Origin of the sequence: Mesorhizobium sp. C432A (genome assembly GCF_030323145.1) — a bacterium.
Lineage (GTDB): Bacteria > Pseudomonadota > Alphaproteobacteria > Rhizobiales > Rhizobiaceae > Mesorhizobium.
The window spans coordinates 470,234-491,926 of sequence record NZ_CP100470.1 but is presented as its reverse complement, the minus strand read 5'-3'; the positions used below and the strand labels follow the sequence as shown (position 1 = coordinate 491,926).

Below are 21,693 nucleotides of genomic sequence, written 5' to 3'. Positions count from 1 at the left end.
CCCGCCAATGGCCGAGTTGGGGGAAGCAGCCATGAAACTATGGAGCTTCTGGTTTGTTTTCGGACACAGTGGGCTACTCATCAGCAGAGCAAACGTACCCGCATTTGCCGCACCTGATCTTGGCGCTTGCGTTATCGATGTCTTCGCCAGGCTGAAGCTCGAAGCCGCGATTTTCGCACTTTGGGCAAACTATGAAGCCGATACGTTGAACAACTTTAATCCACGCCATTCGACTTCTCCTATCAACGGCTAATCCAATCTATTTTCTGCCCCTTGAGGTTTGTCCACAATGAGTAGAATCCGGCCATTCAGAGCGACTGGGCTTTGCCGCGTCGCGCTAGCAATCTTCCGGCTCGAACCAAAACACACCGCTCGGCTTGGTCACATCACCTTTTGCGTCGCCGAAATCCGGCACCTGATATTCGGCGAGCAATCGTAGCCGCGACAGCGGCAGATCGGCGCGGCGGGGATCGCCGACCAGCACCTCGATGCCGGCTGCCAGGCAGCGGTCGAGGAACGGGATCACCCGCAGAGCAACCTCGCGGCCGTAGAACACGTCGCCGGCAAGCACGAGATCGACCGCTGGCGGCGGGCCTGTGGTGATGTCCTGGTCGACAATGGTGATCTCGACACCATTGGCTGAGGCGTTGAGGCCGATGGCGGCAACGCCGTTGCGGTCGATTTCGGCGGCGATCACCGCGCTGGCGCCGGCCTTGGCGGCGGCGATGCCGACGAGGCCGGAGCCGGCGCCGAGATCGAGCACGCGTCGGCCGGCTACGCTTTGCGGATGGTCGAGTATATAGCGCGCAAGCACCGCGCCGCCGGCCCATGGATAGGCCCAGTAGGGCGGCGGTGGCTCAGCTTCGTGCTGCTCGGTTTGGCTGCCGTCTTCCGGTCCATAAGCTCGCCACTCGACAAGCCGCCTCAGGCCGCTGCCAGGATGAGCCGTATAGAGCTGGATTTCACGAAGGGCGGGTACGGGCGCAAGCCGCAGGTTCGCCTTGATGAACACTACTGCATCGGGACGCCGACTATCGTCCGCCATCCCGCCGTCGCTTGGCTCGCCGTTCAAACTATTCCCGCAGCGCCCGGCGCAAAATCTTGCCCACCGGCGTCTTCGGCAGTTCGGTTCGGAACTCGATGTATTTGGGTCGCTTGTAGCCGGTCAGGTTCTCGCGGCAATAGGCGGTCAGTGCCTCGACGGTCAGCGCCGGATCCTTCTTGACGATGAACAGCTTCGGCACTTCGCCCGAATGCTCGTCCGGCACGCCGACCGCCGCCACTTCGAGCACGCCCGGATGCTGGGCGATGACTTCCTCGAGTTCGTTGGGATAGACGTTGAAGCCGGAGACCAGGATCATGTCCTTCTTGCGGTCGACGATCTTGGTGTAGCCGCGCTCGTCCATGAAGCCCATGTCGCCGGATTTGAAGAAGCCGTCCTTGGTCATCACCTTGGCGGTCTCGTCCGGCCGGTTCCAGTAACCGGCCATGACTTGTGGCCCGCGGATGCAGATCTCGCCGACTTCGCCGAGCGGCAGATTGTTGCCGTCATCGTCGCGGATGACGATCTCGGTCGACGGCAGCGGCAGGCCGATCGTGCCGGTGAAATTGCTGTCGCTGAACTTATTGGCGGTGGCCACCGGCGAGGTCTCCGACAGCCCGTAGCCCTCGGTGATCGAATTGCCGGTCAGCGCCTTCCAGCGCTCGGCAACCCCCTTCTGCACCGCCATGCCACCACCCAGCGTCATGATCAGCGGCTTGAAGTCGAGCTTGCGGAAATCCTCGTTGTTGAGCAGCGCGTTGAACAGCGTGTTGAGGCCGGGGAAAATGTGCATCGGGTATTTCTGCAGCTCCTTGACGAAGCCGGGAATGTCGCGCGGGTTGGGAACGAGCACGTTCTGGGCGCCCTGCTGCATGCCCATCAGCGCGTTCACCGTCAGCGCGAAGATATGGTAGAGCGGCAGTGCGCAGATGAAGTTGAGATGCGCCGGTTTCGGCTTGATCGCATAGGCGTCCTGCAGCCACAGCGTGTTCTGCGCGACATTGGACAGCACATTGGAGTGCAGCAGCACAGCACCTTTGGAAATCCCCGTGGTTCCGCCGGTATATTGCAGGAAGGCGACGTCGCCGGCCTCCATCTTGGCCGGTTTGAAGGCGATGCCGGCGCCGGCTTTCACCGCCGCATTGAATTTGACATGGCCGGGCAGCGACCAGGCCGGCACCATCTTCTTCACCCGGCGCACGACGAGGTTGACGATCGTGCCCTTGAGGGCGCCGAGCATGTCGCCCATCGCCGCGACCACCACATGCTTGACCGCCGTCCTGGCAATCACCGCGTCCAGGGTGCTGGCGAAATTCTCCAGAATGACGATCGCCTGCGCGCCGGAATCCTTGAGCTGATGTTCGAGCTCGCGCGGCGTGTAGAGCGGATTGATGTTCACCACGATATAGCCGGCGCGAAGCACGGCCATCATCGCCACCGGATATTGCAGCACATTCGGCATCATCAGCGCCACGCGTGCACCCTTCTGCAGGCCCTTCGATTGCAAATAGGCGCCGAAGGCGGCCGATTGCCGCTCGAGTTCGGCATAGGAGATCGACTTGCCCATGCAGACGTATGCCGGCTGGCCGGAAAACTGCTTGCAGGCGCCGACGAGGAAGTCGCCGATCGAACTGTAGGGCAGGGCGCCGATCTCCGCCGGCACGACTTTCGAATAGCTTTTTAGCCATGGCTTTTCCGGCAAGCCCGCGGCAAGCGCCGTCAGCGTATTCGGCAGTTTTTTGGCCGCGCCCGGCGACGGCTTCGAGGCGGGCTTCGCCGCGGCTGTCTTGGCGGCTGGCGGCTGGGCGGGCTTTGCAGCGGGTGCTGTCTTCGCAGCGCGGTTGACCGCGGGTTTCGCCGCCGGCTTGGCGCTTGCCTTCGCCGGCGTCGAGATTGCCGTTGGCTTGACGGCGGGAGTGGCTTTGGCCGGTGGCGCTTTCGACTTGGCGGCAGCGGCGGCCGGTTTTGAAGCTTTCGCCGCTTTTGCTTTCGCCGGGGCCGTTGTCTTTGTTGCTTTCGCCACCTCTAGCCTCCCTCCGTCGTTCTGTTGCCTGCTCCTGCTGCGCCGCCTCGATGTGGTGAGGCGTCCTCCGCTGCAGCGATGTCGCGGATTCCCGGAAAATCCAGCGTGTCATCTATCTATTGCGACTATCGGCGGCCGTGCAAGTCTTGCCCCAGCGGCAGGACGGCAAAGATTTGCCGTCGAAATCCTTCCCGCGATGCCAGCTCAGGCAATGCCGTCTGTCATCTCGGTGGCGAAACCCAGGCTTGTGGATTTTTGGCTTACGATTGCTGCGATCAATGAAAAAATGCGGTCGTTAACAATCCCGTGATTAGCAGATTTTGCTATTTGTTTCTGCAGTTCGTCAAAGACCGAGAAATATTTTCTGCTTACGGTGGGGTAGGCAAACAGGGTGTTCCAAAGCCGGAAAAACGGTGCTTATATGCGCGCTTCGCGAGCCTATAGAGGGGCTTGGAAGAACATCAGGGAGTGCTCAATGAAAAAGAAACTGACTTTTGCAGCCGCGTTGCTGGCTGCAAGCGTCCTCGGCGGTGTGGCCAATGCCAAGACGCTGGTCTATTGCTCGGAGGCCTCGCCGGCCAACTTCGACCCGGGTACCACGACGGGCGGCAACGACTTCGACGCCTCGTCGCGCACCGTCTATTCGCGCCTGGTCGAGTTCAAGCATGGCGGCACCGAAGTTGTGCCCGGTCTCGCCGACAAATGGGAGATTTCGGACGACGGTTTGGTCTATACTTTCCACCTGCATCCGGGCGTGAAGTTCCAGACGACGGATTTCTTCAAGCCGACGCGTGATTTCAATGCCGACGACGTCGTCTTTTCGTTCGATCGCCAGTTCAACAAGGAAAACCCCTGGAACGGCGAGAAGTACCTGCCGAACCTGACCTGGGACTACTACACCGGCATGGACATGCCGAAATACGTCGCCAAGTGGGAAAAGGTCGATGACCTGACCGTGAAGCTGACGCTGACCGAGCCGAACGCGCCGATGCTGGCCAATCTCGGCATGGACTTCGCCTCGATCGTGTCGAAGGAATATGCCGACCAGCTGGAAAAAGACGGCAAGATGGCCGACTTCTCGACCAAGCCGGTCGGTACAGGTCCGTTCCAGTTCGTCGACTACCAGCTGGATTCGGTCATCCGCTATGCGGCCAACCCGGACTACTTCAAGGGCAAGGAAAAGATCGACGATCTCGTCTTCGCGATCACGCCTGACGCCACCGCCCGCATCCAGAAGGTGCTCGCCGGCGAATGCGATATCGCGCCCTATCCGAATCCTGCCGACATCGGCACGATCAAGGCCAACGCCGACGTGACCCTGATGGATCAGGCTGGCCTCAACATCGGCTATATGAGCTACAACACCACCATCCCGCCGCTCGACAAGCCTGAAGTGCGCCATGCGCTCAACCAGGCGATCGATCGGGAATCGCTCATCAAGTCGCTGTTCCAGGACGCCGGCGCCACGCCGGCCGTAAACCTGATCCCGCCGACCATGTGGTCGTGGAACAAGGACGTGAAGTCCGACGCCTATGATCCGGAAGCAGCCAAGAAGGTGCTGGCCGATGCCGGATTGAAGGAGATCCAGCTTTGGGCCTCCGACCGCGTCCGTCCCTACAACCCGAACTTCCAGCGCGCCGCCGAACTGATCCAGGCTGACTGGGCCAAGGTCGGCGTCAAGGCGGAGATCGTCAGCTACGAGTGGACGAAGTACCGCGAAGAAGGCAAGAAGAAGGAGCGCCCGGGCGCCTTCCAGATCGGCTGGACCGGTGACAATGGCGATCCGGACAATTTCTTCGCTACGCTGTTCGCCTGCTCGGCCATCGGCGTGTCGAACTACTCCAGCTGGTGCGACAAGGACTTCGAGGATCTGATCCAGAAGGCCAAGAAGACCAGCGACCAGGCCGAACGCACCAAGCTCTATGAAGAGGCGCAGGTTGTCTTCCAGAAGCAGGCTCCGGCCTTCCTCATGGCACACAGCCAGGTCTACGCAGTCGTGCGCAAGAATGTCAGCGGCTTCATGATGGACCCGCTCGGCATTCATCGCTTCGACGGCGTCGACAAGGCCGAATAGAACTGTTAGGCGGGCGGCGCGCAATCAGGCGCCGCCCGCTTTTCAAGATGCTCCGATATCTCCTAAACAAAATCGTCTTGGTGCTGCCGACGCTGATCGGCATCACCATCTGCGCCTTCGCTTTCGTCAGGCTGCTGCCCGGCGATCCCATTCTTGCCATGGCCGGCGAGCATGGCGTGTCGCCCGAGCGTTACGCGGAACTGAAGGAACAGTTCGGCTACAATTTGCCGATCTGGGAGCAATACGCGCATTATGTCCGCGATGCCGCGACCGGTAATTTCGGCGTGTCGATTTCGTCCAAGCGGCCGGTCATCGAAGATTTCATGACGCTGTTCCCGGCAACCATCGAGCTCTCCGTCTTCGCCATGATCTTCGCCATGGTGCTGGCCATACCGGCCGGCATCATTGCTGCGGTCAAACGCGGCTCCTGGTTCGACCAGGGGCTTATGGGCACCGCCCTCGTCGGCTATTCCATGCCGATCTTCTGGTGGGGCCTGCTGCTGATCATCTTTTTCTCCGGCTATCTCGGCTGGACCCCGGTTTCAGGCCGCATCGGCCTTCAGTTCTTTATCAAGCCGATCACCGGCTTCTTGACCCTCGACAGCCTGCTCTACGGCAAGTGGGATGCTTTCCGCTCGGCATTGAGTCACCTGGTGCTGCCGACAATTGTGCTCGGCACCATCCCGCTGGCGGTGATCGCGCGCCAGACGCGCTCGGCCATGCTCGAAGTGCTGGGCGAAGACTATGTCCGGACCGCCCGCGCCAAGGGCCTGTCGTCGTCCCGCGTCATCGGCGTGCATGCGCTGCGCAATGCGCTGATCCCGGTGGTCACCACCATCGGCCTGCAGGTCAGTACCCTGCTCGCCGGCGCCATTCTCACAGAAACCATCTTCGCCTGGCCGGGCATCGGCAAGTGGATGGTCGAATCCATATCCAAGCGCGACTATGTCGTCGTGCAGTCAGGCTTGCTGCTGATCGCCCTTATCGTCATGGCGGTGAACCTGATCGTCGACGTGCTTTATGCCGTCATCAACCCGCGCATCAGGGCGGCGTGATGAGCCAGTCGACCGAAATCGCCCCGATGGCCGCCGGCAACCCTGACCGACTGACCGGCTTCAGGACTTTCTGGCACTATTTCTCGGTAAACCGCGGCGCCGTCATCGGCCTGTTCGTCTTCATCCTTTTGGTGCTGGCCGCGCTCTTTGCACCGCTGCTCGCGCCCTATGCGCCCGACATCCAGGACAAGACCGCTTTCTTGCGTCCGCCGGCCTGGCAGGCAGGCGGCAGCATGGAATATCTGCTTGGCACCGACGCGGTCGGCCGCGACATGCTCTCGCGCCTGCTCTATGGCGCGCGTTTCTCGCTGCTCATCGGCGCCGTCGTGGTCACGCTGGCGCTTGTCGGCGGCATCACGCTCGGCCTTTTGGCTGGCTATTTCCGGGGCTGGGTCGACGTGGCGATCATGCGGGTCATGGATCTGATCCTGTCCTTCCCGTCGCTGCTCTTGGCGCTGGTTCTGGTCACCATCCTCGGCCCCGGCCTGTTCAACGCCATGCTGGCCATCGCGCTTGTCCTGCAACCCCACTTTGCCCGTCTGGTGCGCGCTGCCGTCATGGCCGAAAAGAGCCGCGAATATGTGGTCGCCGCCAAGGTCGCCGGCGCCGGCCATATAAGGCTTATGCTGCGCACCATCCTGCCCAACTGCCTGGCGCCGCTGATCGTGCAGGGCACGCTGTCCTTCTCCAACGCCATCCTGGAGGCGGCCGCTCTCGGCTTTCTCGGCCTTGGCGCGCAGCCGCCGACACCGGAATGGGGAACCATGCTCGCCTCGGCGCGTGAATTCATCCTGCGCGCCTGGTGGGTGGTGACCTTCCCCGGTCTGGCCATCCTCATCACCGTGCTTGCCATCAACCTGATCGGCGACGGTCTGCGCGATGCGCTCGATCCGAAGCTGAGGAGGTCGTAATGGCGCTGCTCGACATCCGCAATCTCGTCGTTGAGTTCCAGACCGCATCCGGCCCGTTCCGCGCGGTCGATGGCGTCTCGCTCCATGTGAACGAACGTGAAGTGCTGGCCATCGTCGGCGAATCCGGCTCCGGCAAGTCGGTGTCGATGTTGGCTGTGATGGGGCTGTTGCCGTGGACGGCGACGGTCACTGCCGACGAGATGAGCTTCAACGGCCGCGATCTCCTGAAGATGAGCCCGGCCGACCGGCGCAAGATCGTCGGCAAGGACATGTCGATGATCTTCCAGGAGCCGATGGCCAGTCTCAATCCGTGCTTCACCGTCGGCTTTCAGATCGAGGAGGTGCTGCGCTTCCATATGGGCATGGACAAGGCCCAGCGTCGCGAGCGCGCCATCGAATTGCTGACGCAGGTCGGCATTGCCGAGCCGGCCGAACGGCTGAACTCGTTCCCGCACCAGATGTCGGGCGGCCAGTGCCAGCGCGTCATGATCGCCATCGCCATTGCCTGCAATCCCAAGCTTCTGATCGCCGACGAGCCGACCACCGCGCTCGACGTCACCATCCAGAAGCAGATCCTCGACCTGCTGGTGTCGCTACAGGTCAAATACGGCATGGGCCTGATCATGATCACCCACAATATGGGCGTCGTGGCCGAGACCGCCGACCGCGTCATCGTCCAGTACAAGGGCCGCAAGATGGAAGAGGCCGACGTGCTGTCGCTGTTTGAATCGCCGAAGAGCAATTACACCCGCGCACTTTTGTCGGCGCTGCCGGATAATGCCGTCGGCGACCGGCTGCCGACCGTCTCGGACATGCTGTTCGAACCGGCTGCCGGGGGCGTCTGATGAGCATCAAGGTCGTCGAAGGCAAGGACATCGTGCGCGACTATCACGTCGGCGGCGGCCTGTTTCGCGGCGCGCGCACCGTGCATGCGGTCAAGGGCGTCTCGTTCAGCGTCGACAAGGGCAAGACGCTGGCCATCGTCGGTGAATCGGGCTGCGGCAAGTCAACGCTGGCGCGCATCATCACGCTGATCGATCCGGCAACGTCGGGCGAACTGTTCATCGACGGCAACAAGGTCGACATCGCAAGGAACGGCGTGACCAGGGAGATGCGCCGCAAGGTGCAGATCGTCTTCCAGAACCCTTACGGATCGCTCAATCCGCGCCAAAAGATCGGCGATGTGCTGGGCGAGCCGCTGCTCATCAACACCGACAAGCCGGCCGAAGAGCGGCGCGACCTCGCCATGAGGATGCTGAAGAAAGTCGGCCTCGGAACCGAGCACTATAATCGCTATCCTCACATGTTCTCGGGCGGCCAGCGCCAGCGCATCGCCATTGCCCGCGCGCTGATGCTGAACCCGAGCCTGCTGGTGCTTGACGAACCGGTCTCCGCGCTTGATCTTTCGGTGCAGGCGCAGGTGCTCAACCTGCTCGCCGACCTGCAGGACGAATTCCAGCTGACCTATGTCTTCATCAGCCACGATCTGTCTGTCGTGCGCTACATCGCCGACGACGTGATGGTGATGTATTTCGGCGAAGCCGTCGAATACGGCTCGCGCGAGGAGGTCTTCGCCGACCCCAAGCACAACTACACCAGAACGCTGTTCGCCGCGACCCCGCGCGCCGACGTCGCCTCGATCAAGGCGCGGCTGGCGAAGAAGAAGGCCGCCTGACCTCTCACCGAGAATTGTTTTTGAACAATCGGAAATGCGTCGCGGCGGTGGTTTGCCGGCAGGATTGATCGCAATCTGCGAGCTGCCGGGCGCAAGCCGCGTCGCAGGTCGGGGTGCGCCCCATCACTCACCCGCTCCGTGCTGGTAAAGCTCGTCCATGCTGAGCATTGCCAGGGTTGCGAAGGGGGCCTGTTTTTTCACCCGACCGCGGCTCAAGATCACCACGTCGTCGCAGAACGATATGGTGCTGTAATGATGACTGATGACAATGGTGGTGCGGCGGCCGGCCCGCGACTTCAGCGTCTCGACAATAGCGGCTTCTGACAACCCATCCACCGCACTGGTGGCTTCGTCGAGGATGAGAATATCGGGATCGCGCACCAGCGCCCGCGCCAGGGCGATCCTTTGCCTTTGTCCGGCTGACAGGTTGATGCCCCGGTATCCGACCAGCGTCGCGTAACCCTGCGGCAGGTGCTCGATGAATTGATGTGCCTCGGCCAGCCTTGCGGCGCGCATGGCGTCGCTGGCCGAGGCCGTGTCGTAGCCGTAAATAATGTTTTCAAAAATGGTGCCATCGACCAGTTCCAGCTCCTGACTGGCCAGGGCAATGTTCCGCCGCCACTGGCTTGGGTCGACTTCATCGAGCGGTGCCCCATCGACGAGGATCCTGCCGCTGTCGGGTTTGACGAAGCGGCACAGGAGATTGACGATCGTCGTCTTGCCGGCGCCCGAGCGGCCGATCAGCGCCGTCGAGCGGCCGCTGCGGATGTCGAACACCGCCTTATGCAGCACCGCCTCGCGCGCGTCGGGGCCTGACAGGGGACCGGAATAGGCGAAGCTCACATCATCGAAGCTGATCCCTTGGCGCAAGCCGTCGAACGGCAGGCTGCCCTGCGGCGCCTCGGGCTTGTCGGAAGGATCGAGCAGCCATTGTACCTCCTCCAGCGAGCCGCTCATGCCTTGCAACTGACTCCAGGACATCTGCAAGGCGCGCATATGCGGCTGCAGTCGGTAGAGCAGGATGAGGAAGGCGACGGTCAGCGGGAAGCTTACATTCGCCAGCCAGGCTCCGATCACCACCGCCAGGAACAGCATCGCGTGCAATACCTCGGTCAGTGGCGGCAAGACGCCCTGGCGGATTGAAAGCACGAAAGCCGCCCGCCGCACCCCGTCGGACGCTTTGGCGAAGACCGCCTTTTCGCGGTTCTCCTGCCCGAAGATGCGAATCAGGCGCCCGGCATGCACCAGATGCAGCATCTGCGACGCCAGTGCGCTGTTGCGCGAGACGACGCTGCGGCTCGGCGCCTTCAGATTGGACGACAAAACCCCGTGCGCCAGCTGGACAAGCGCCAGCCCTAGAGTCACCAGCAGCGTCATCTGCCAAGAGAGGAGCAGGAGGAAGGCGAGCAGGATGACGGCGGCCGAGGCACTGACGATCGCGCCGAGCAGGGCCTGGATAGCGTCGGATGCTCGCCAGGATTCGTTGGAGATGATGTTGAGCAGCCGCCCGGGGCTTTGCTGCAGGAAAAAGGGGTAGCCGACCCTGAGCAACTGCTCCGACAGTGCGCTACGGATCGAATAACCTGCCTTGCCGTAGATGTAGCTGGTCAGCAGAGTGTTGGCGAAGGCAAAGACATTTTTCAGTACGATCGAACCGAGGATCGCGGCCGAAATGGCGATCAGCCGCTGGCGCTCGCCGAGGTCCGCTCCAACCTGCTGGAGGAGGGCGGAGAAACCGGCCATGCCTGATGTTTCGCCACGTCCCATAATGATGCCAAGCAGCGGAATGATGAGACCGATGCCGAGGCCTTCCAGCGCGGCGCCCGCAAGCCCGAGCCCCACCACGACGGGAACGAGCCGCAACAGCCTGCCACCAAGCGCGCGGCGCAGCATTGGCAGGGCTGACGGAATCAGTGACATTATCGCGCTCTGGCCTCCGCATTGGCTTCGCTGGCTTGTCGGTCGTGGCGCAACGGCAGCCGTTTTGGCCATCCCATCATGACGAGCAGCGCAAATCTGGCGGCACCTGCCAGATTCATAACGACAATAGGCCAGTGCGACAGATCGAGGTCGCGGTCAAAGCGAGGACGGCCCGCCAGTTCCCTGAACGCGGCCCGCGCAGACCAATAGACATGGCGAAGCAGCCAAGGGGCGTGGCGGACATGTTTCAGGCACAGCGCACCATTACCGAGGCTATAGTCGCGGTGCAGCCTGTCGATCGACTTGCGGTCTCGCCGGCCGTGATGATGCAAGACCGTCATGTCGGGCACGTACTCGACCGGCATGCCGAGCAGCATCGCCCGCACGAGATAATCAGTATCTTCAGCCGAGCGTAGCGGGCCGCCAGCGCCGAAGCGTTCGTCGAACGAGCCGATGCGGGCCGCGACGTCGCGGTGCATGGTCATGTTGCAGCCGAGCACGAAGCCGCCGGGGTGGACCGCCGGGGTCAGCCGCTCGCTTGCCTCGCAGAGCTTTATGGTGAAGGGCAGGTCCCGGGCATCACCGAGCTCGACCCGGCCGCCGCGGATCAGCCACTTCTCGCCACTCCGGTAGTGCCGCTCCAGGTCGCGGAGATAGTCGCGGTCGAGCTTGCAGTCGTCGTCGACGAAGACCAGCACGCGGCCTCGCGCTCGCGCCAATCCGGCATTGCGGGCAGCGGCTAGTCCGGGGCGAGTCTCCGAGACGGCTGTGACTGGGATGTCGGAAGTTTCGGCGATAGCGGCCAGCCGCTTTGACGTGCCGTCCCGTGAACCATTATCGACCACCACCAACTCTGCCGCGAAGGTGGCGTGCACCCGGCATGCGGCCTGGATCGAGGCTATGCAAGCCTCCAGCACAGCGGCGCGGTCGCGCGTGCAGACGATGAAACTGACCTCGAGCGACGGCCGCTCCGATCGGGGAGATGTCGGGACAGCCGCACTCGCAAACTGGTGATCGCGCAGGAGCGGGTGGGGCCTGTCGGTCATACCAGTCCCCGCTGATAACGCGCAAGCACCGCTTCGGCCGGCGTGGTTTTGAAGAAGTAGGCCACCGCGTCCGCCCGCTTTCCGGCCCTTATCGAGAGCAGGCTGAGCCAAGGCGCCCAGACGCCGGGACGCAGCGCATATTGTTCGCGGCGCCGGATGAAATTCCATCTCGCCGTCCGCGTGAGCAATTCGTGGGTCAGCGGCGGTTCTCCTTCGTCGCCGACGAGTTGGTAGAGGAAATAGAACAGGTTCAGCGCGCCTGCCTCGAAGCTTGGCCGTGTGTCGGTCGGCAGCTCCGAAATCCGCTCTTCGAGCGCACGGATGAAATCGGCTGCGCGCGAAACCGTGTCGAAAGAGACGGCCTCGCCGATGTCGCGCAGATCCGCTGTGGTTTCCGCAAGCCCCTCACGCTCGAGATTTTCGGCCACGATCCGCAAATGCGTCCTGCGCATTTCCTTGGCATGCCGCATGGTCACGCTTCCCGCATGGATGCGATAGACGAGCAGGCTATCGGGCAATATGGTCGCCGGGAAACGGCCGGCAAGCCGTCTGAAGAGATCAAAATCCTCGGCATGTCTATATTTGGGATCGTAATAGAGATCGTTGTTCCCAATGACATTCCTGTTGTAGATCACCGTCGGATGTAAGAATATCGTAAAGAACATCGACAATATGTCGAGCCGGCCGAGCCGGAACACCGGGTCTAGCCTGCCTTTGGCGATACGGCCGTGAAGCAAGGTATCGACGCAGGCGCCGCAGAAGCCGAGATCGGGCCGCCGCTCGAACAGTGCGACCTGGCGCGAGAGGCGCCGGGGATAGGCGACATCGTCCGCATCCATTCGCGCAACAAGCTCGCCCTGGGCCAGCCGTAGCCCTTCATTGAGGGTGGCGACGAGGCCGCGGTTCTCACGCGAGATGACAGAAACGCGATTGTCTGCCCGGCGGTATCGTTCGAGAATCTCGAGCGAGTTGTCAGTCGATCCGTCATCGATAGCGATGACCTCCAGGCGATCGTAGTCTTGCCGCAGAATGCTCTCCAGCGCAGCGGTGAGATAAGGCCCGGCATTGTAGACCGGCAGCAGGACGGAGACGAGCGGCGCGGTGGTCATCTCTGCGCATCCGTTCGCCGGAGTTCGAGTGCGGCGCGGCCATCGGGGGATCCGCCGGGATAGGCGTCCGCCGCCCTGCCGAGCCAGCCGGCATCGCCAGCGCGTGCCTGGGAGCGGCGGCGCGCTACATAGGGGAAGCGGCGCTTGAGGCCGTTGAGCGGCTTTTCGAAAGCCGTCCACGAAATCGAAGCGACGGCGATCGTGGCGGCGCTCGCGACCAGGAAACGCCCTGGCCCCTGCTCCGAGACATTGAGCGGGATCCAGGGCTGTGACTTGACGGCGAGCGACAGAAGGATCGGATGGTAAAGATAGACGCCGTAGCTTATGCGGCCCAGTGACAGCAGCGGTGGCAGTTCGAAAACCCTGCCGAGGACGCCGCCAAGGCCGGCTGAACAGGCGGCGACAACGGCCACCAGCGGCACCAGGGGCAGGATCTGCAGCAACGCCCAGCGGGCCCATTCCAGCATAGGATCGACCGGCGCAGGGATAAGCCACTCAATCGCCAGGAAGACAGCCGCGAGGGCTGGCCAGCCTAGCCGCATCCATTGCGGCAGGCCGGCGCCTCTGGTCCGCCGGCAGGCAAGCAAAGCACCGAACGCCAGCGCATCCATCGATGCTGGCGGCAGCAGGTCGCGCGCTAGCGCCGGGGTGGCGGTGATCGGCCAGTAGAAGCGATAGGCCAGCGACAACAGGATGACGCCGATAGTGATCGCTTCCACCCGCCGGCGGGGTGCGAGAAGCACGACCAGCGGCCAGGCGATATAGAACTGCTCCTCGATGCTCAGGCTCCAGAAATGGCAGAGTAGCCAGGGCGTCCATTCGTTGCGCAGCGCGTACCAAAAATTCGACAGGTAAAGCGCATGCCAGACGAGCGATCCACTGGACTGCTCCAGATCGGTCAGCCAGACGAACCCAAGCACGGCGAAATAGGGCGGGAATATGCGCAGCGCGCGCCTGATGTAGAAGGAACTCAATGCAGGGCCGGCTTTGAATTCGGCCGCGGCGCGCGCTTCGAGCAGCAGTCGTGTGATCAGGAAGCCGCTCAGCACAAAAAAAAGCCGCACCCCGATGTGGCCCCAAAAGGAGGACCCGTTGGGTGCAAGGAAATGGGAATAGAGAACCATCGTGACAGCGATGGCGCGCACAGCGTCCAACTGATTGTCACGCGCGACCGCCATCAGCCATTTCCGCCGGTCTGAAATCTCCGATGAAGCCAGCGGCCCTGCATTCCGGGCCTCAGGTCGAGGCCTGCCAGCGTCGAGAGTGCGCCGACAACATCAAACCCGCGCCTTGTGCGCGGGGCAGCCTCGAAATCGGTGCTGGCCAGCGAAAAATTCAAGCTGATCAACTTGGCGGAATCCTCCACGGCGCACTTCCCGGTACCAAATCCCCCAAGAAATGGTGCAACCGGGCAATGGTGCAGTGCAACACAAAATATCTATCGAGCTGTAATATTTGTGTGAGTTAGTGCTAAAAATGGGTATGATTTGCGAGTGCGTTGCGTCGCTGAGGGTTTTTCACGTCCGCAATGCTGTATGAGCAGTAGTACGATGTCAGAAAAGGCACGGTTTAATTACACAACAATAATCCGGAGTGTCTGATATAGGCCAAAATTGACGAAGATTATTCTAAGATAGTGGTTTTGTATCTTATAAATTATGCTTGTATTGTCGGGTTCTCTAGGCTTGTCGATCTTGCGCGATGCAGCATAGTCGATGGTCAAGCGTCTGACGACGCAATCCTGTGGCGGCGGCCATATGGCGCATGTCGACGAGGCAGACAGGAAGTGCCGGTGTTGGCGTAGGGAGTGACGTGCATTAGCCTTGCACCTGCCGTCACGCTTGCGTCGGATGGAGAACTGGTGCCGCTTAGGTGACTCGAACACCTGACCCCATCATTACGAATGATGTGCTCTACCAACTGAGCTAAAGCGGCCCGGGAAGCGCGAGGTTCCAGGATCGGCTGGGTGATAGACTCAACCGGCCGCTAATTCAAGATGGGCAACCGCGATTTCGAGCCGGCATCCGGCAATTCGTCCCGTCATTTCCCATTGGCGCGCAATGAGCCATCGCCTCGTTTGCTTTTTCGATTACGCGGAGACGTCGCGCCGGACTGCGCGCAAATCGCCCGGCAAGGCGGCAAACGGACTGATTTTATTGCTAAAAGGCATCGAAATGGGCGTTGAACAGGCCTGTAAGGCAGAATGCGGGCGCTCGCCCGTTGATTGATTGGTCGCCTGCGGCTAACGATCATGGCAATGTAAGCGAACGGACAGGGGAATTCGCTTGGACGCGATCGAAAAAGCGATCCGCAACGCCTTCGAGAAAGGCAACGCCGAGGACCGGGCATTTCGCGAGAGGGTCTATCGGTCGGCTTTCGCGGCGCTCGACCGCGTGCTCCAGGCCAATCCCGGCGTGACGGTGGAAGCCGCCATCAAGCGCCGTAAGGCGGTGCAGGAAAAGATCGCCGAGATCGAATCCGAATTCCTGCCCGCGGTCCCCGATGTCGCCGCGCAGACGCAGAGCGCTGTGCAGACACAAGATACCGCGCTGACGCAACGCGTTGCGCAGCCGCAAGACGCCGTACAGGGCGCCGCCGAAGCGCCCGCGGTCGATGCCCCGACAGGTGTCGCGGCCGGACCGTCGCCGGCGATCGTCGTTGATGAACCGGTTCAGCCCGAGGCATCCGACGCGCCGCGTTCGCGCGTGCTGCCGGTCGTCCCCGACATCATGCCTGACGCCACGCTGCCCGGCGCCCCGGCGATCGATATGGCCGATTCCGCGCCGGCCGAGGCCGCGGCGGAAGTGGCGCCTGACCGTGATGAAAGGCGGATAAGGGGCCGCCGCCTGCCGCTGACGGCGATTTTCTTTGGCGTGACGTTGCTCGCCGCCGCCGGCATCGGCCTCTATTTCGCCGTGCAGACCGGGGTCTTCAAGACGCCGGCGCAGCTCGACACGGCGCCGCCCGAAGCGCCGCCGACCGTCGACGATGACGACTTCACGCCGCCTGCCGATACAACTGAGCCGCAGCAGCCTGGCGCGCCGCAGCAGCCTGGTGTCGCCGAACAGACGCGCGACTGGATCAACGTGTTTACACCCACCGATCCAACGCATGTGGCGACCCCGTCCGACGCCAAGGCCGATGTCGTGCAGGACGACACCGGCTCCTTCCTGCGCATCCGCTCCGGTGCTTCCGGCTCGGCCATCAGCTTCGATGTCGGGCAGGGCGTGCTGGAGAAGCTTGCCGGCAAACATGCCGTGTTCGACATCGTCGCCCGCGCCGAGGACGGCAAGGACACGCAGATCTCCGTCGACTGCAATTTCGGCGATCTCGGCGACTGCGGCCGCAAGCGCTATGCGGTCGGCCAGCAGCGTAACGAATATCTGTTCGACGTGAAATTCCCCGACAAGCCCCCGGGCGCGGCCGGCAGCATCGCCATCAACTCCGACTTCGACAAGCAGGGCAAGGCGGTCGACATCTACGAGATCCGCGTTTCGATCGAACCGTAAGCGCCGCCTAGCGATCAAGCAGCGCCTGCAGCGTCTCGATGCGGTCGGCTTCGGCGGTCGGCTTGTCCCAGCGCAGCCGTGAGATGCGGGGAAATCGCATCGCAACGCCGGATTTGTGGCGGGTCGAACGGTTGAGACCTTCGAACGCCACCTCCAGCACCAGGCCTTGGCTGCGGTCGGCGCGCACCGAGCGCACCGGGCCGAAACGCTCGACCGTGTTGTCGCGGACAAATTTGTCGATCTGCTTCAGCTCCTCGTCGGTGAAGCCGAAATAGGCCTTGCCGACCGGCACCAATTCCTCCGCGCCTTCCGGCCCCGACCAGACGCCGAACGTATAGTCGGAATAAAAGCTCGACCGCTTGCCATGGCCGCGCTGCGCATACATCAGCACAGCATCGACCGTGTGCGGATCGCGCTTCCACTTGAACCACGGCCCTTTCGGCCGTCCCGCGAGATAGGGCGAATCCCAGCGCTTCAGCATCACGCCTTCGATAATCGGGTGCGGCGGCGCGCGGCGCAGTTCCTCCAGCGTTTGCCAATCCCGGAATTCGACGAATGGCGACAGATCGAAACGGTGCGGGTCCAGCGTTGTGATGAAGGCCTCAAGACGGGCCCGCCGCTCGCGGAAAGGTAGCGCGCGCAAATCTTCGCCGTTGATCTGCAGCGCATCGTAGCAGCGCATGAAGGCCGGGTATTGCTGCTGTATCTTCGGGGCCACGCTCTTGCGATTGAGCCGCTGTTGCAGGTCCGAAAACGTGCCGGTCGCCGCGGGCTCGCCGACCAGCAATTCGCCGTCGAGCGCGGCGGAAAAATTCATCGCCTGGGCGAGATCGGGGAATGCGCCGGACACATCGTCGCCGGTGCGCGAATAGAGCCGGCGCACGCCGCCCTCGCACACCGCCTGAACGCGGATGCCGTCCCATTTCCATTCCGCGGCATAGGCGGCCGGATCGAGCTTTTCGAGGTCGCCGTCGCCGACCGGGTTCGACAGCATCACCGGACTGAACAGGGCAAGTGCGGTCCGCTTCGGCTTCTCGGCCTTGCCTTCCAGCCACGCGAACAGCGAGATATAGGGCGGCGTCAGCCCGTGCCACAGCTCCTCGATCTCGGCGACATCGACCTTGCCGAAATCGGCCAGCGCCTGTTTGGCCAGCCGCGCCGAAACGCCGATGCGCAAGCCGCCGGTGACCAGCTTAATGATGGCAAAGCGCGCCGAAATGCCGGCGCTGTCGAGCAGCCCGGCCAGCACCTTGGGTCCGTCGGAGCGGCTCGCCGCCTGCAGCGTCGCCACGACATCGCCAAGCGTCGGCTCCCGGTTGGGGATATGTCCCGGCGTTTGCGGCCAAACCAGCGAGACGGTTTCGGCAAGGTCGCCGACATAGTCGTAGGAATAGCCGAACAGCACCGGATCCATGCGCTCGGTGACCAGCGTGCGCAGCATCGCCGGCTTGACCGCCGCAATGTTGAGGTCGCCAGTGATAGCCGCCAGCGCCAGCCCGCGGTCGGGGTCCTCGACGCTGCGGAAATAATCGACGAGCAGTGTCAGCTTGCCATTGCGCGACGGCGTCAGCACCAGACGGTCGAGGAGTTCGGCAAAGCGGTTCATGGATGCAAGGACCGCGTTGACGGCAGAGGTTTGCGCTCTGGCACACCCCCCTCTGTCCTGCTGGACATCTCCCCCGCAAGGGGGGAGATTGGCAGCCTTGATCTTGCCGCCCATCTTGCGAGGTTGGCGATTGGCGAAAGCGGAGGTGACATCTGATCTCCCCCCTTGCGGGGGAGATGGCCGGCAGGCCAGAGGGGGGTGGGAAGGATCGCCGCGCCGGCGATTTCTGGATCAAAAATCACCATCAATCGCCCTCGTCCTCATAGCCCACAAGGTGCAGTGGCCTGGCGGCGATGCCTTCCAGCTCGCACCAGCGCACCAGCGCTTCCTCGCGGCCGTGCGTCACCCAGATTTCGCCGGCGCCCGTCTCCTTGACGGTAGCGGTCAGTTCATCCCAGTCGGCATGGTCGGAAATGATCAGCGGCAGTTCGACGCCGCCTTGCTTGGCGCGCTGGCGGATGCGCATCCAGCCCGAGGCGAAGCATGAGATCGGGTCGGGAAAGCGCCGCGCCCAGCGGTCGGCGAAGGCCGATGGAGGGCCGACAATGATGGCCCCAGTGAAATCCTGCTTGCCGCCGCTGTCGACGGTTGCCGGCTCCAGCGTGCCGAGGTCGATGCCCTGGCTCTGGTAATATTCGCTGAGCTTGGCCAGCGCGCCGTGGATATAGATCGGCCTGTCATAACCGGCATCGCGCAGCAGCCGCATCACCCGCTGTGCCTTGCCCAGCGCATAGGCGCCGACCAGATGCGATCGCTCGGGAAACTGCGCCGCCGATTTGAGCAGCCGGGCGATCTCCTCCGTGTCGGGCGGATGGTGAAACACCGGCAGGCCGAAGGTCGCCTCGGTGATGAAGACGTCGCATTGGACCGGTTCGAACGGTGCGCAGGTCGCGTCCTTCTGGCGCTTGTAGTCGCCGGAGGCGACGATGCGCCTGCCCTTGTGCTCGACCGCGATCTGCGCCGAGCCCAGCACATGGCCGGCCGGATGGAAGGTGACGCTGACATCGCTCAGCGCCATCGCTTCGCCAAGCACGGCCGCTTGCGTTGTCCCGGCAAAATCCTCGCCATAACGCAACCCCATAATGTCGAGCGTCTGCTGCGTCGCCAGCACCGAACGATGGCCGGATCGGGCATGGTCGGAATGGCCATGCGTGATCAACGCCCGGTTGACTGGCCGCACCGGGTCGATGAAGAAATCGCCGCATGGGCAATAAAGGCCTTCAGGCCGGGGATGGAGCAGGTCGCTGGCGCGCATCCAGTCAAGATAGTGGCTAATTCCAGCGCGGGAAGCCTGTTGCAAGAGACTGCTGACTCGGCCTACAGCCAGCCACCGGCCGCATCAGCCGGCGGGGCCATCGCCATGCAACCGCTGAAAATCTCGTCCGGCGACCTGACCGCCGACCGTCGCGCCGACTATGCCGAGATGCTTTTCGGCTCGGGCGAGCACGCGGCAGCGGCGGAACTGCTGCTCGGCGCGCTGGAACTGGCGCCGCAATGGGCGGCGGGCTGGTTCCGCCTGGGCGAGATGCAGGAGGCAACGGGGCTGCTCGACCTGGCGACGCAGGCCTGGGCGACGGTGCTGAAACTGGACCCGGCGGATCGCCTGGGTGCTGCGCTGAAGCTGCAGCTGATCGGCAAGGCGCCGGCTGCCGCAGCGCCACCCAGCGCCTTCGTCGAGACGCTGTTCGACCACTATGCCGAGACTTTCGAGGACTCGCTGGTCGACAAGCTCGGCTACCGGCTGCCGGAGTTTCTCGATCGCGCCATTCGCGCGGCAAGACCGGGCCGCTTTTCGCTGGCGCTCGATCTCGGTTGCGGCACCGGTCTGATGGGCGAGAAACTGCGGCCGGTCGCCGAACGGCTGGAGGGCTACGATATCTCCGCCGCCATGCTGAAAAAGGCCCGCGCCAAGGGCGTCTACGACCTGCTCGCCAAGGCCGATCTGCAGCATTTTGCCTATGCCGGGCCGAAAGCCGATCTGGTGGCGGCGGCCGACGTGTTCATCTATGTCGGCGCGCTCGATCGCGTGGTGAAGACCGTCGCCGGCATTCTGGCCACCAATGGCCTGTTTGCCTTTTCCGTCGAAACGCCAGCCAAGGGCGGGGCGGGCGGCGACGCCGGTTTCGCGCTGCAGCCGTCTCGTCGCTACGCCCATTCTCAAGCCTATGTCGAGCGGGTGCTTGCCGCAAACGGCCTGTCGGTGCTGTCGATGCAGCCGACCGTCATCCGCTGGGATCGCCGCCAGCCGGTCGACGGGCTTGCCGCGCTGGCGGTGCCCTCGTCCAAGGGTTGATGTCTCGTCTTGTTCGAAAACGTGAATAGGATTTTTGCGGCTGGCGCGGCATCAGGTAGGATACAAGCCTAGAAAAGCCCTCGGCAGGCATTGAGGAGGAACACATGCGCTGGAACATGATGGTCTTGGTGTCTTGCCTGGCGATGACCGGCTGCAGCAGTTCGATGTCGGAGCGGCAGGACCAGGACGTACAATCGTCGCTGCAGTATGACAATGTGCCTTGCGACCAGTTGCTGGCGCAGCGCAACGAACTGGCGCAGCAATACCATCTGTCGACGGCCGCCAAGCCGAGCTTCTCCAATCCGGCGATGGGCTTCGGCCCGTTTACCCCGGATATGCGCTCCAAAAGCAAGCGCGATACTGATCTGGCTAGTGGCAAGATCGACGCCATGAACCGCTCGATCGTCCGCCGCGACTGCGGCAAGCCCAACAAGCAGAAGAAGTTCAGTCTGCCGAGCTGAACCTGAACTTCCTCAGTACCCCGCCTTGCGGTCGACCACGTTATCAAGCTTTTCGCCGCGCTCGAAGGCATCCATCTGCCGCAACATGCTCGGCGCCAGGTGGACAGGGTCGGAGGTCGCCGCCGCGTGCGGCGTCACGAACACTTTCGGGTGACTCCATAGCGGACTGGTCTTCGGCAGCGGCTCGACCTCGAACACGTCGAGGCTCGCCTCCTTCAGCGTGCCGTCGCCCAGCGCGCGCAATATGTCGGCGTCCTTCTGCAGCCGGCCGCGCCCGGCATTGATCAGCACCGAGCCGCCGAGGCCGTTGCGCTTGCGCAATTCCTTCAGCACGCCGTAATTGATGATGCCGTGCGTATCCGGCGTCAGCGGCAGCAGCACCACCAGTATGTCGGTGGCGTTGAGGAAGGGGATCAGCCCGGCCTCTCCGGCATAGGTCGCAACGCCTTTCATGGCCTTGTCGCTGCGCGACCAGCCATTGACGGCAAAGCCGAGCGACAACAGCACCGACGCCGCGGCGCGGCCGAGATTGCCGAGCCCCATAATGCCGACCGAGATGTCGCCGGCCGGCCGCTGCGGCGGTTCGTGCCAGGTCTTCTTCGGCTGCTGGGCACGATAGAGCATGCCCTGGCGATGATGGTCGAGCACCCGCCAGACGACATACTCGGTCATGTATTGGGTGAGGTTGTCGGCTACCACTTTGACGATCGGCACATCGGGCAGGCCGGGATCGGCGAAGATATGGTCGACGCCGGCGCCGATCGAGAAGATTGCGCGTAGATTGGGCAGCGATTTCAAGAGGTTCGGCTTCTGCTTCCACACCACCGCATAGGTGATCGACGGATCCGAAGCGCCGTCCGGCTCCAGCACCACTTCGCGCTCGGCCGACAGCAGCTCGCGCCAGCGCTGCGGATGAAAGCCGGTGACGGCAAGCAGGATTTTGCCTTTTTCCATTTGCGGATTGTATTC

20 protein-coding genes and 1 tRNA gene are annotated in these 21,693 nt (G+C 62.8%); 10 read left to right on the top strand and 11 right to left on the bottom strand.

Translation table 11 applies throughout. The features are described 5' to 3' along the window. Positions 1-31 precede the first annotated feature (31 nt). The gene (locus tag NLY33_RS02250; protein ID WP_155923253.1) at positions 32-253 is read left to right on the top strand and encodes a hypothetical protein; all 222 of its coding nucleotides are present in this window, start codon (positions 32-34) and stop codon (positions 251-253) included. A gap of 84 nt (positions 254-337) precedes the next feature. Here NLY33_RS02250 and NLY33_RS02245 read toward each other — a convergent pair whose 3' ends face one another. Then, positions 338-1,045, bottom strand: a complete 708-nt coding sequence (locus NLY33_RS02245; RefSeq protein ID WP_031196266.1) for a class I SAM-dependent methyltransferase — start codon at positions 1,043-1,045, stop codon at positions 338-340. Positions 1,046-1,073: 28 nt separating this feature from the next. After that, positions 1,074-3,065, bottom strand: a complete 1,992-nt coding sequence (locus tag NLY33_RS02240; RefSeq protein WP_023703512.1) for a long-chain fatty acid--CoA ligase — start codon at positions 3,063-3,065, stop codon at positions 1,074-1,076. 475 nt (positions 3,066-3,540) lie between these two features. Between NLY33_RS02240 and NLY33_RS02235 the strand changes: the two genes are divergently transcribed. From NLY33_RS02235 to NLY33_RS02215, 5 genes are read left to right on the top strand one after another with little or no spacing between them, the layout of a single operon-like run. Beyond that, entirely contained in the window at positions 3,541-5,139 is a 1,599-nt protein-coding gene (locus NLY33_RS02235; RefSeq protein ID WP_023669491.1) for an ABC transporter substrate-binding protein, read from the top strand. 47 nt (positions 5,140-5,186) lie between these two features. After that, a complete protein-coding gene (locus NLY33_RS02230) occupies positions 5,187-6,194 on the top strand; it encodes an ABC transporter permease subunit (protein ID WP_023703511.1) in 1,008 nt (335 codons plus the stop codon). 26 nt (positions 6,195-6,220) lie between these two features. Further along, the gene (locus tag NLY33_RS02225) at positions 6,221-7,105 is read left to right on the top strand and encodes an ABC transporter permease subunit (RefSeq protein WP_050485757.1); all 885 of its coding nucleotides are present in this window, start codon (positions 6,221-6,223) and stop codon (positions 7,103-7,105) included. Next, positions 7,105-7,950 carry an ABC transporter ATP-binding protein gene (locus NLY33_RS02220; RefSeq protein WP_023696764.1) on the top strand — a complete coding sequence of 282 codons (846 nt, stop codon included), beginning with the start codon at positions 7,105-7,107 and terminating at the stop codon, positions 7,948-7,950. The genes NLY33_RS02225 and NLY33_RS02220 overlap by 1 nt, the downstream gene beginning before the upstream one ends. After that, a complete protein-coding gene (locus tag NLY33_RS02215) occupies positions 7,950-8,780 on the top strand; it encodes a dipeptide ABC transporter ATP-binding protein (RefSeq protein ID WP_023703510.1) in 831 nt (276 codons plus the stop codon). The genes NLY33_RS02220 and NLY33_RS02215 overlap by 1 nt, the downstream gene beginning before the upstream one ends. 123 nt (positions 8,781-8,903) lie before the next feature. On the opposite strand, the gene NLY33_RS02210 is transcribed toward NLY33_RS02215, so the two are convergent. From NLY33_RS02210 to NLY33_RS02185, 6 genes are all read right to left on the bottom strand, one after another. After that, entirely contained in the window at positions 8,904-10,700 is a 1,797-nt protein-coding gene (locus NLY33_RS02210; protein WP_027049321.1) for an ABC transporter ATP-binding protein, read from the bottom strand. Then, positions 10,700-11,746: a glycosyltransferase family 2 protein gene (locus tag NLY33_RS02205; protein WP_023708196.1), complete on the bottom strand. Its 1,047-nt coding sequence runs from the start codon at positions 11,744-11,746 to the stop codon at positions 10,700-10,702. Before NLY33_RS02205 ends, NLY33_RS02210 begins: the two co-directional genes overlap by 1 nt. Continuing rightward, positions 11,743-12,855 carry a glycosyltransferase family 2 protein gene (locus tag NLY33_RS02200; protein WP_023669498.1) on the bottom strand — a complete coding sequence of 371 codons (1,113 nt, stop codon included), beginning with the start codon at positions 12,853-12,855 and terminating at the stop codon, positions 11,743-11,745. Before NLY33_RS02200 ends, NLY33_RS02205 begins: the two co-directional genes overlap by 4 nt. After that, a complete protein-coding gene (locus tag NLY33_RS02195) occupies positions 12,852-14,033 on the bottom strand; it encodes an acyltransferase family protein (RefSeq protein ID WP_023708195.1) in 1,182 nt (393 codons plus the stop codon). The genes NLY33_RS02200 and NLY33_RS02195 overlap by 4 nt, the downstream gene beginning before the upstream one ends. After that, the gene (locus NLY33_RS02190; protein WP_023682045.1) at positions 14,033-14,221 is read right to left on the bottom strand and encodes a hypothetical protein; all 189 of its coding nucleotides are present in this window, start codon (positions 14,219-14,221) and stop codon (positions 14,033-14,035) included. The genes NLY33_RS02195 and NLY33_RS02190 overlap by 1 nt, the downstream gene beginning before the upstream one ends. Before the next feature lie 493 nt (positions 14,222-14,714). Next, positions 14,715-14,790, bottom strand: a tRNA-Thr gene (locus NLY33_RS02185). A gap of 125 nt (positions 14,791-14,915) precedes the next feature. On the opposite strand from NLY33_RS02185, the gene NLY33_RS02180 reads away from it, so the two are divergent. Both NLY33_RS02180 and NLY33_RS02175 read left to right on the top strand, forming a co-directional pair. Then, positions 14,916-15,083 carry a hypothetical protein gene (locus tag NLY33_RS02180; protein WP_023708194.1) on the top strand — a complete coding sequence of 56 codons (168 nt, stop codon included), beginning with the start codon at positions 14,916-14,918 and terminating at the stop codon, positions 15,081-15,083. A gap of 57 nt (positions 15,084-15,140) precedes the next feature. Beyond that, positions 15,141-16,364: a hypothetical protein gene (locus NLY33_RS02175; protein ID WP_023708193.1), complete on the top strand. Its 1,224-nt coding sequence runs from the start codon at positions 15,141-15,143 to the stop codon at positions 16,362-16,364. A gap of 7 nt (positions 16,365-16,371) precedes the next feature. On the opposite strand, the gene NLY33_RS02170 is transcribed toward NLY33_RS02175, so the two are convergent. Then, complete coding sequence (locus tag NLY33_RS02170) at positions 16,372-17,970, bottom strand: cisplatin damage response ATP-dependent DNA ligase (protein WP_023708192.1); 1,599 nt, start codon at positions 17,968-17,970, stop codon at positions 16,372-16,374. A gap of 244 nt (positions 17,971-18,214) precedes the next feature. Continuing rightward, complete coding sequence (locus tag NLY33_RS02165) at positions 18,215-19,225, bottom strand: ligase-associated DNA damage response exonuclease (protein WP_023708191.1); 1,011 nt, start codon at positions 19,223-19,225, stop codon at positions 18,215-18,217. A gap of 105 nt (positions 19,226-19,330) precedes the next feature. Between NLY33_RS02165 and NLY33_RS02160 the strand changes: the two genes are divergently transcribed. Both NLY33_RS02160 and NLY33_RS02155 read left to right on the top strand, forming a co-directional pair. Further along, positions 19,331-20,263 (top strand): class I SAM-dependent DNA methyltransferase, encoded by a 933-nt coding sequence (locus NLY33_RS02160; RefSeq protein ID WP_023708190.1) that lies wholly within the window; start codon positions 19,331-19,333, stop codon positions 20,261-20,263. A gap of 104 nt (positions 20,264-20,367) precedes the next feature. Then, positions 20,368-20,724 (top strand): hypothetical protein, encoded by a 357-nt coding sequence (locus tag NLY33_RS02155; RefSeq protein ID WP_023708189.1) that lies wholly within the window; start codon positions 20,368-20,370, stop codon positions 20,722-20,724. A gap of 12 nt (positions 20,725-20,736) precedes the next feature. Here NLY33_RS02155 and NLY33_RS02150 read toward each other — a convergent pair whose 3' ends face one another. Continuing rightward, positions 20,737-21,678 (bottom strand): 2-hydroxyacid dehydrogenase, encoded by a 942-nt coding sequence (locus tag NLY33_RS02150; protein ID WP_023682039.1) that lies wholly within the window; start codon positions 21,676-21,678, stop codon positions 20,737-20,739. Positions 21,679-21,693 lie beyond the last annotated feature (15 nt).

What these genes read in the sequence shown, in the direction of transcription:
- NLY33_RS02150 (WP_023682039.1), bottom strand. Translation starts at nt 21,678, where the DNA reads ATGGAAAAAGGCAAAATCCTGCTTGCCGTCACCGGCTTTCATCCGCAG.
- NLY33_RS02245 (WP_031196266.1), bottom strand. Translation starts at nt 1,045, where the DNA reads ATGGCGGACGATAGTCGGCGTCCCGATGCAGTAGTGTTCATCAAGGCG.
- NLY33_RS02195 (WP_023708195.1), bottom strand. Translation starts at nt 14,033, where the DNA reads ATGGCGGTCGCGCGTGACAATCAGTTGGACGCTGTGCGCGCCATCGCT.
- NLY33_RS02215 (WP_023703510.1), top strand. Translation starts at nt 7,950, where the DNA reads ATGAGCATCAAGGTCGTCGAAGGCAAGGACATCGTGCGCGACTATCAC.
- NLY33_RS02225 (WP_050485757.1), top strand. Translation starts at nt 6,221, where the DNA reads ATGGCCGCCGGCAACCCTGACCGACTGACCGGCTTCAGGACTTTCTGG.
- NLY33_RS02165 (WP_023708191.1), bottom strand. Translation starts at nt 19,225, where the DNA reads ATGCGCGCCAGCGACCTGCTCCATCCCCGGCCTGAAGGCCTTTATTGC.
- NLY33_RS02230 (WP_023703511.1), top strand. Translation starts at nt 5,187, where the DNA reads ATGCTCCGATATCTCCTAAACAAAATCGTCTTGGTGCTGCCGACGCTG.
- NLY33_RS02220 (WP_023696764.1), top strand. Translation starts at nt 7,105, where the DNA reads ATGGCGCTGCTCGACATCCGCAATCTCGTCGTTGAGTTCCAGACCGCA.
- NLY33_RS02180 (WP_023708194.1), top strand. Translation starts at nt 14,916, where the DNA reads ATGAGCCATCGCCTCGTTTGCTTTTTCGATTACGCGGAGACGTCGCGC.
- NLY33_RS02200 (WP_023669498.1), bottom strand. Translation starts at nt 12,855, where the DNA reads ATGACCACCGCGCCGCTCGTCTCCGTCCTGCTGCCGGTCTACAATGCC.
- NLY33_RS02155 (WP_023708189.1), top strand. Translation starts at nt 20,368, where the DNA reads ATGCGCTGGAACATGATGGTCTTGGTGTCTTGCCTGGCGATGACCGGC.
- NLY33_RS02205 (WP_023708196.1), bottom strand. Translation starts at nt 11,746, where the DNA reads ATGACCGACAGGCCCCACCCGCTCCTGCGCGATCACCAGTTTGCGAGT.
- NLY33_RS02235 (WP_023669491.1), top strand. Translation starts at nt 3,541, where the DNA reads ATGAAAAAGAAACTGACTTTTGCAGCCGCGTTGCTGGCTGCAAGCGTC.
- NLY33_RS02210 (WP_027049321.1), bottom strand. Translation starts at nt 10,700, where the DNA reads ATGTCACTGATTCCGTCAGCCCTGCCAATGCTGCGCCGCGCGCTTGGT.
- NLY33_RS02160 (WP_023708190.1), top strand. Translation starts at nt 19,331, where the DNA reads ATGCAACCGCTGAAAATCTCGTCCGGCGACCTGACCGCCGACCGTCGC.
- NLY33_RS02250 (WP_155923253.1), top strand. Translation starts at nt 32, where the DNA reads ATGAAACTATGGAGCTTCTGGTTTGTTTTCGGACACAGTGGGCTACTC.
- NLY33_RS02170 (WP_023708192.1), bottom strand. Translation starts at nt 17,970, where the DNA reads ATGAACCGCTTTGCCGAACTCCTCGACCGTCTGGTGCTGACGCCGTCG.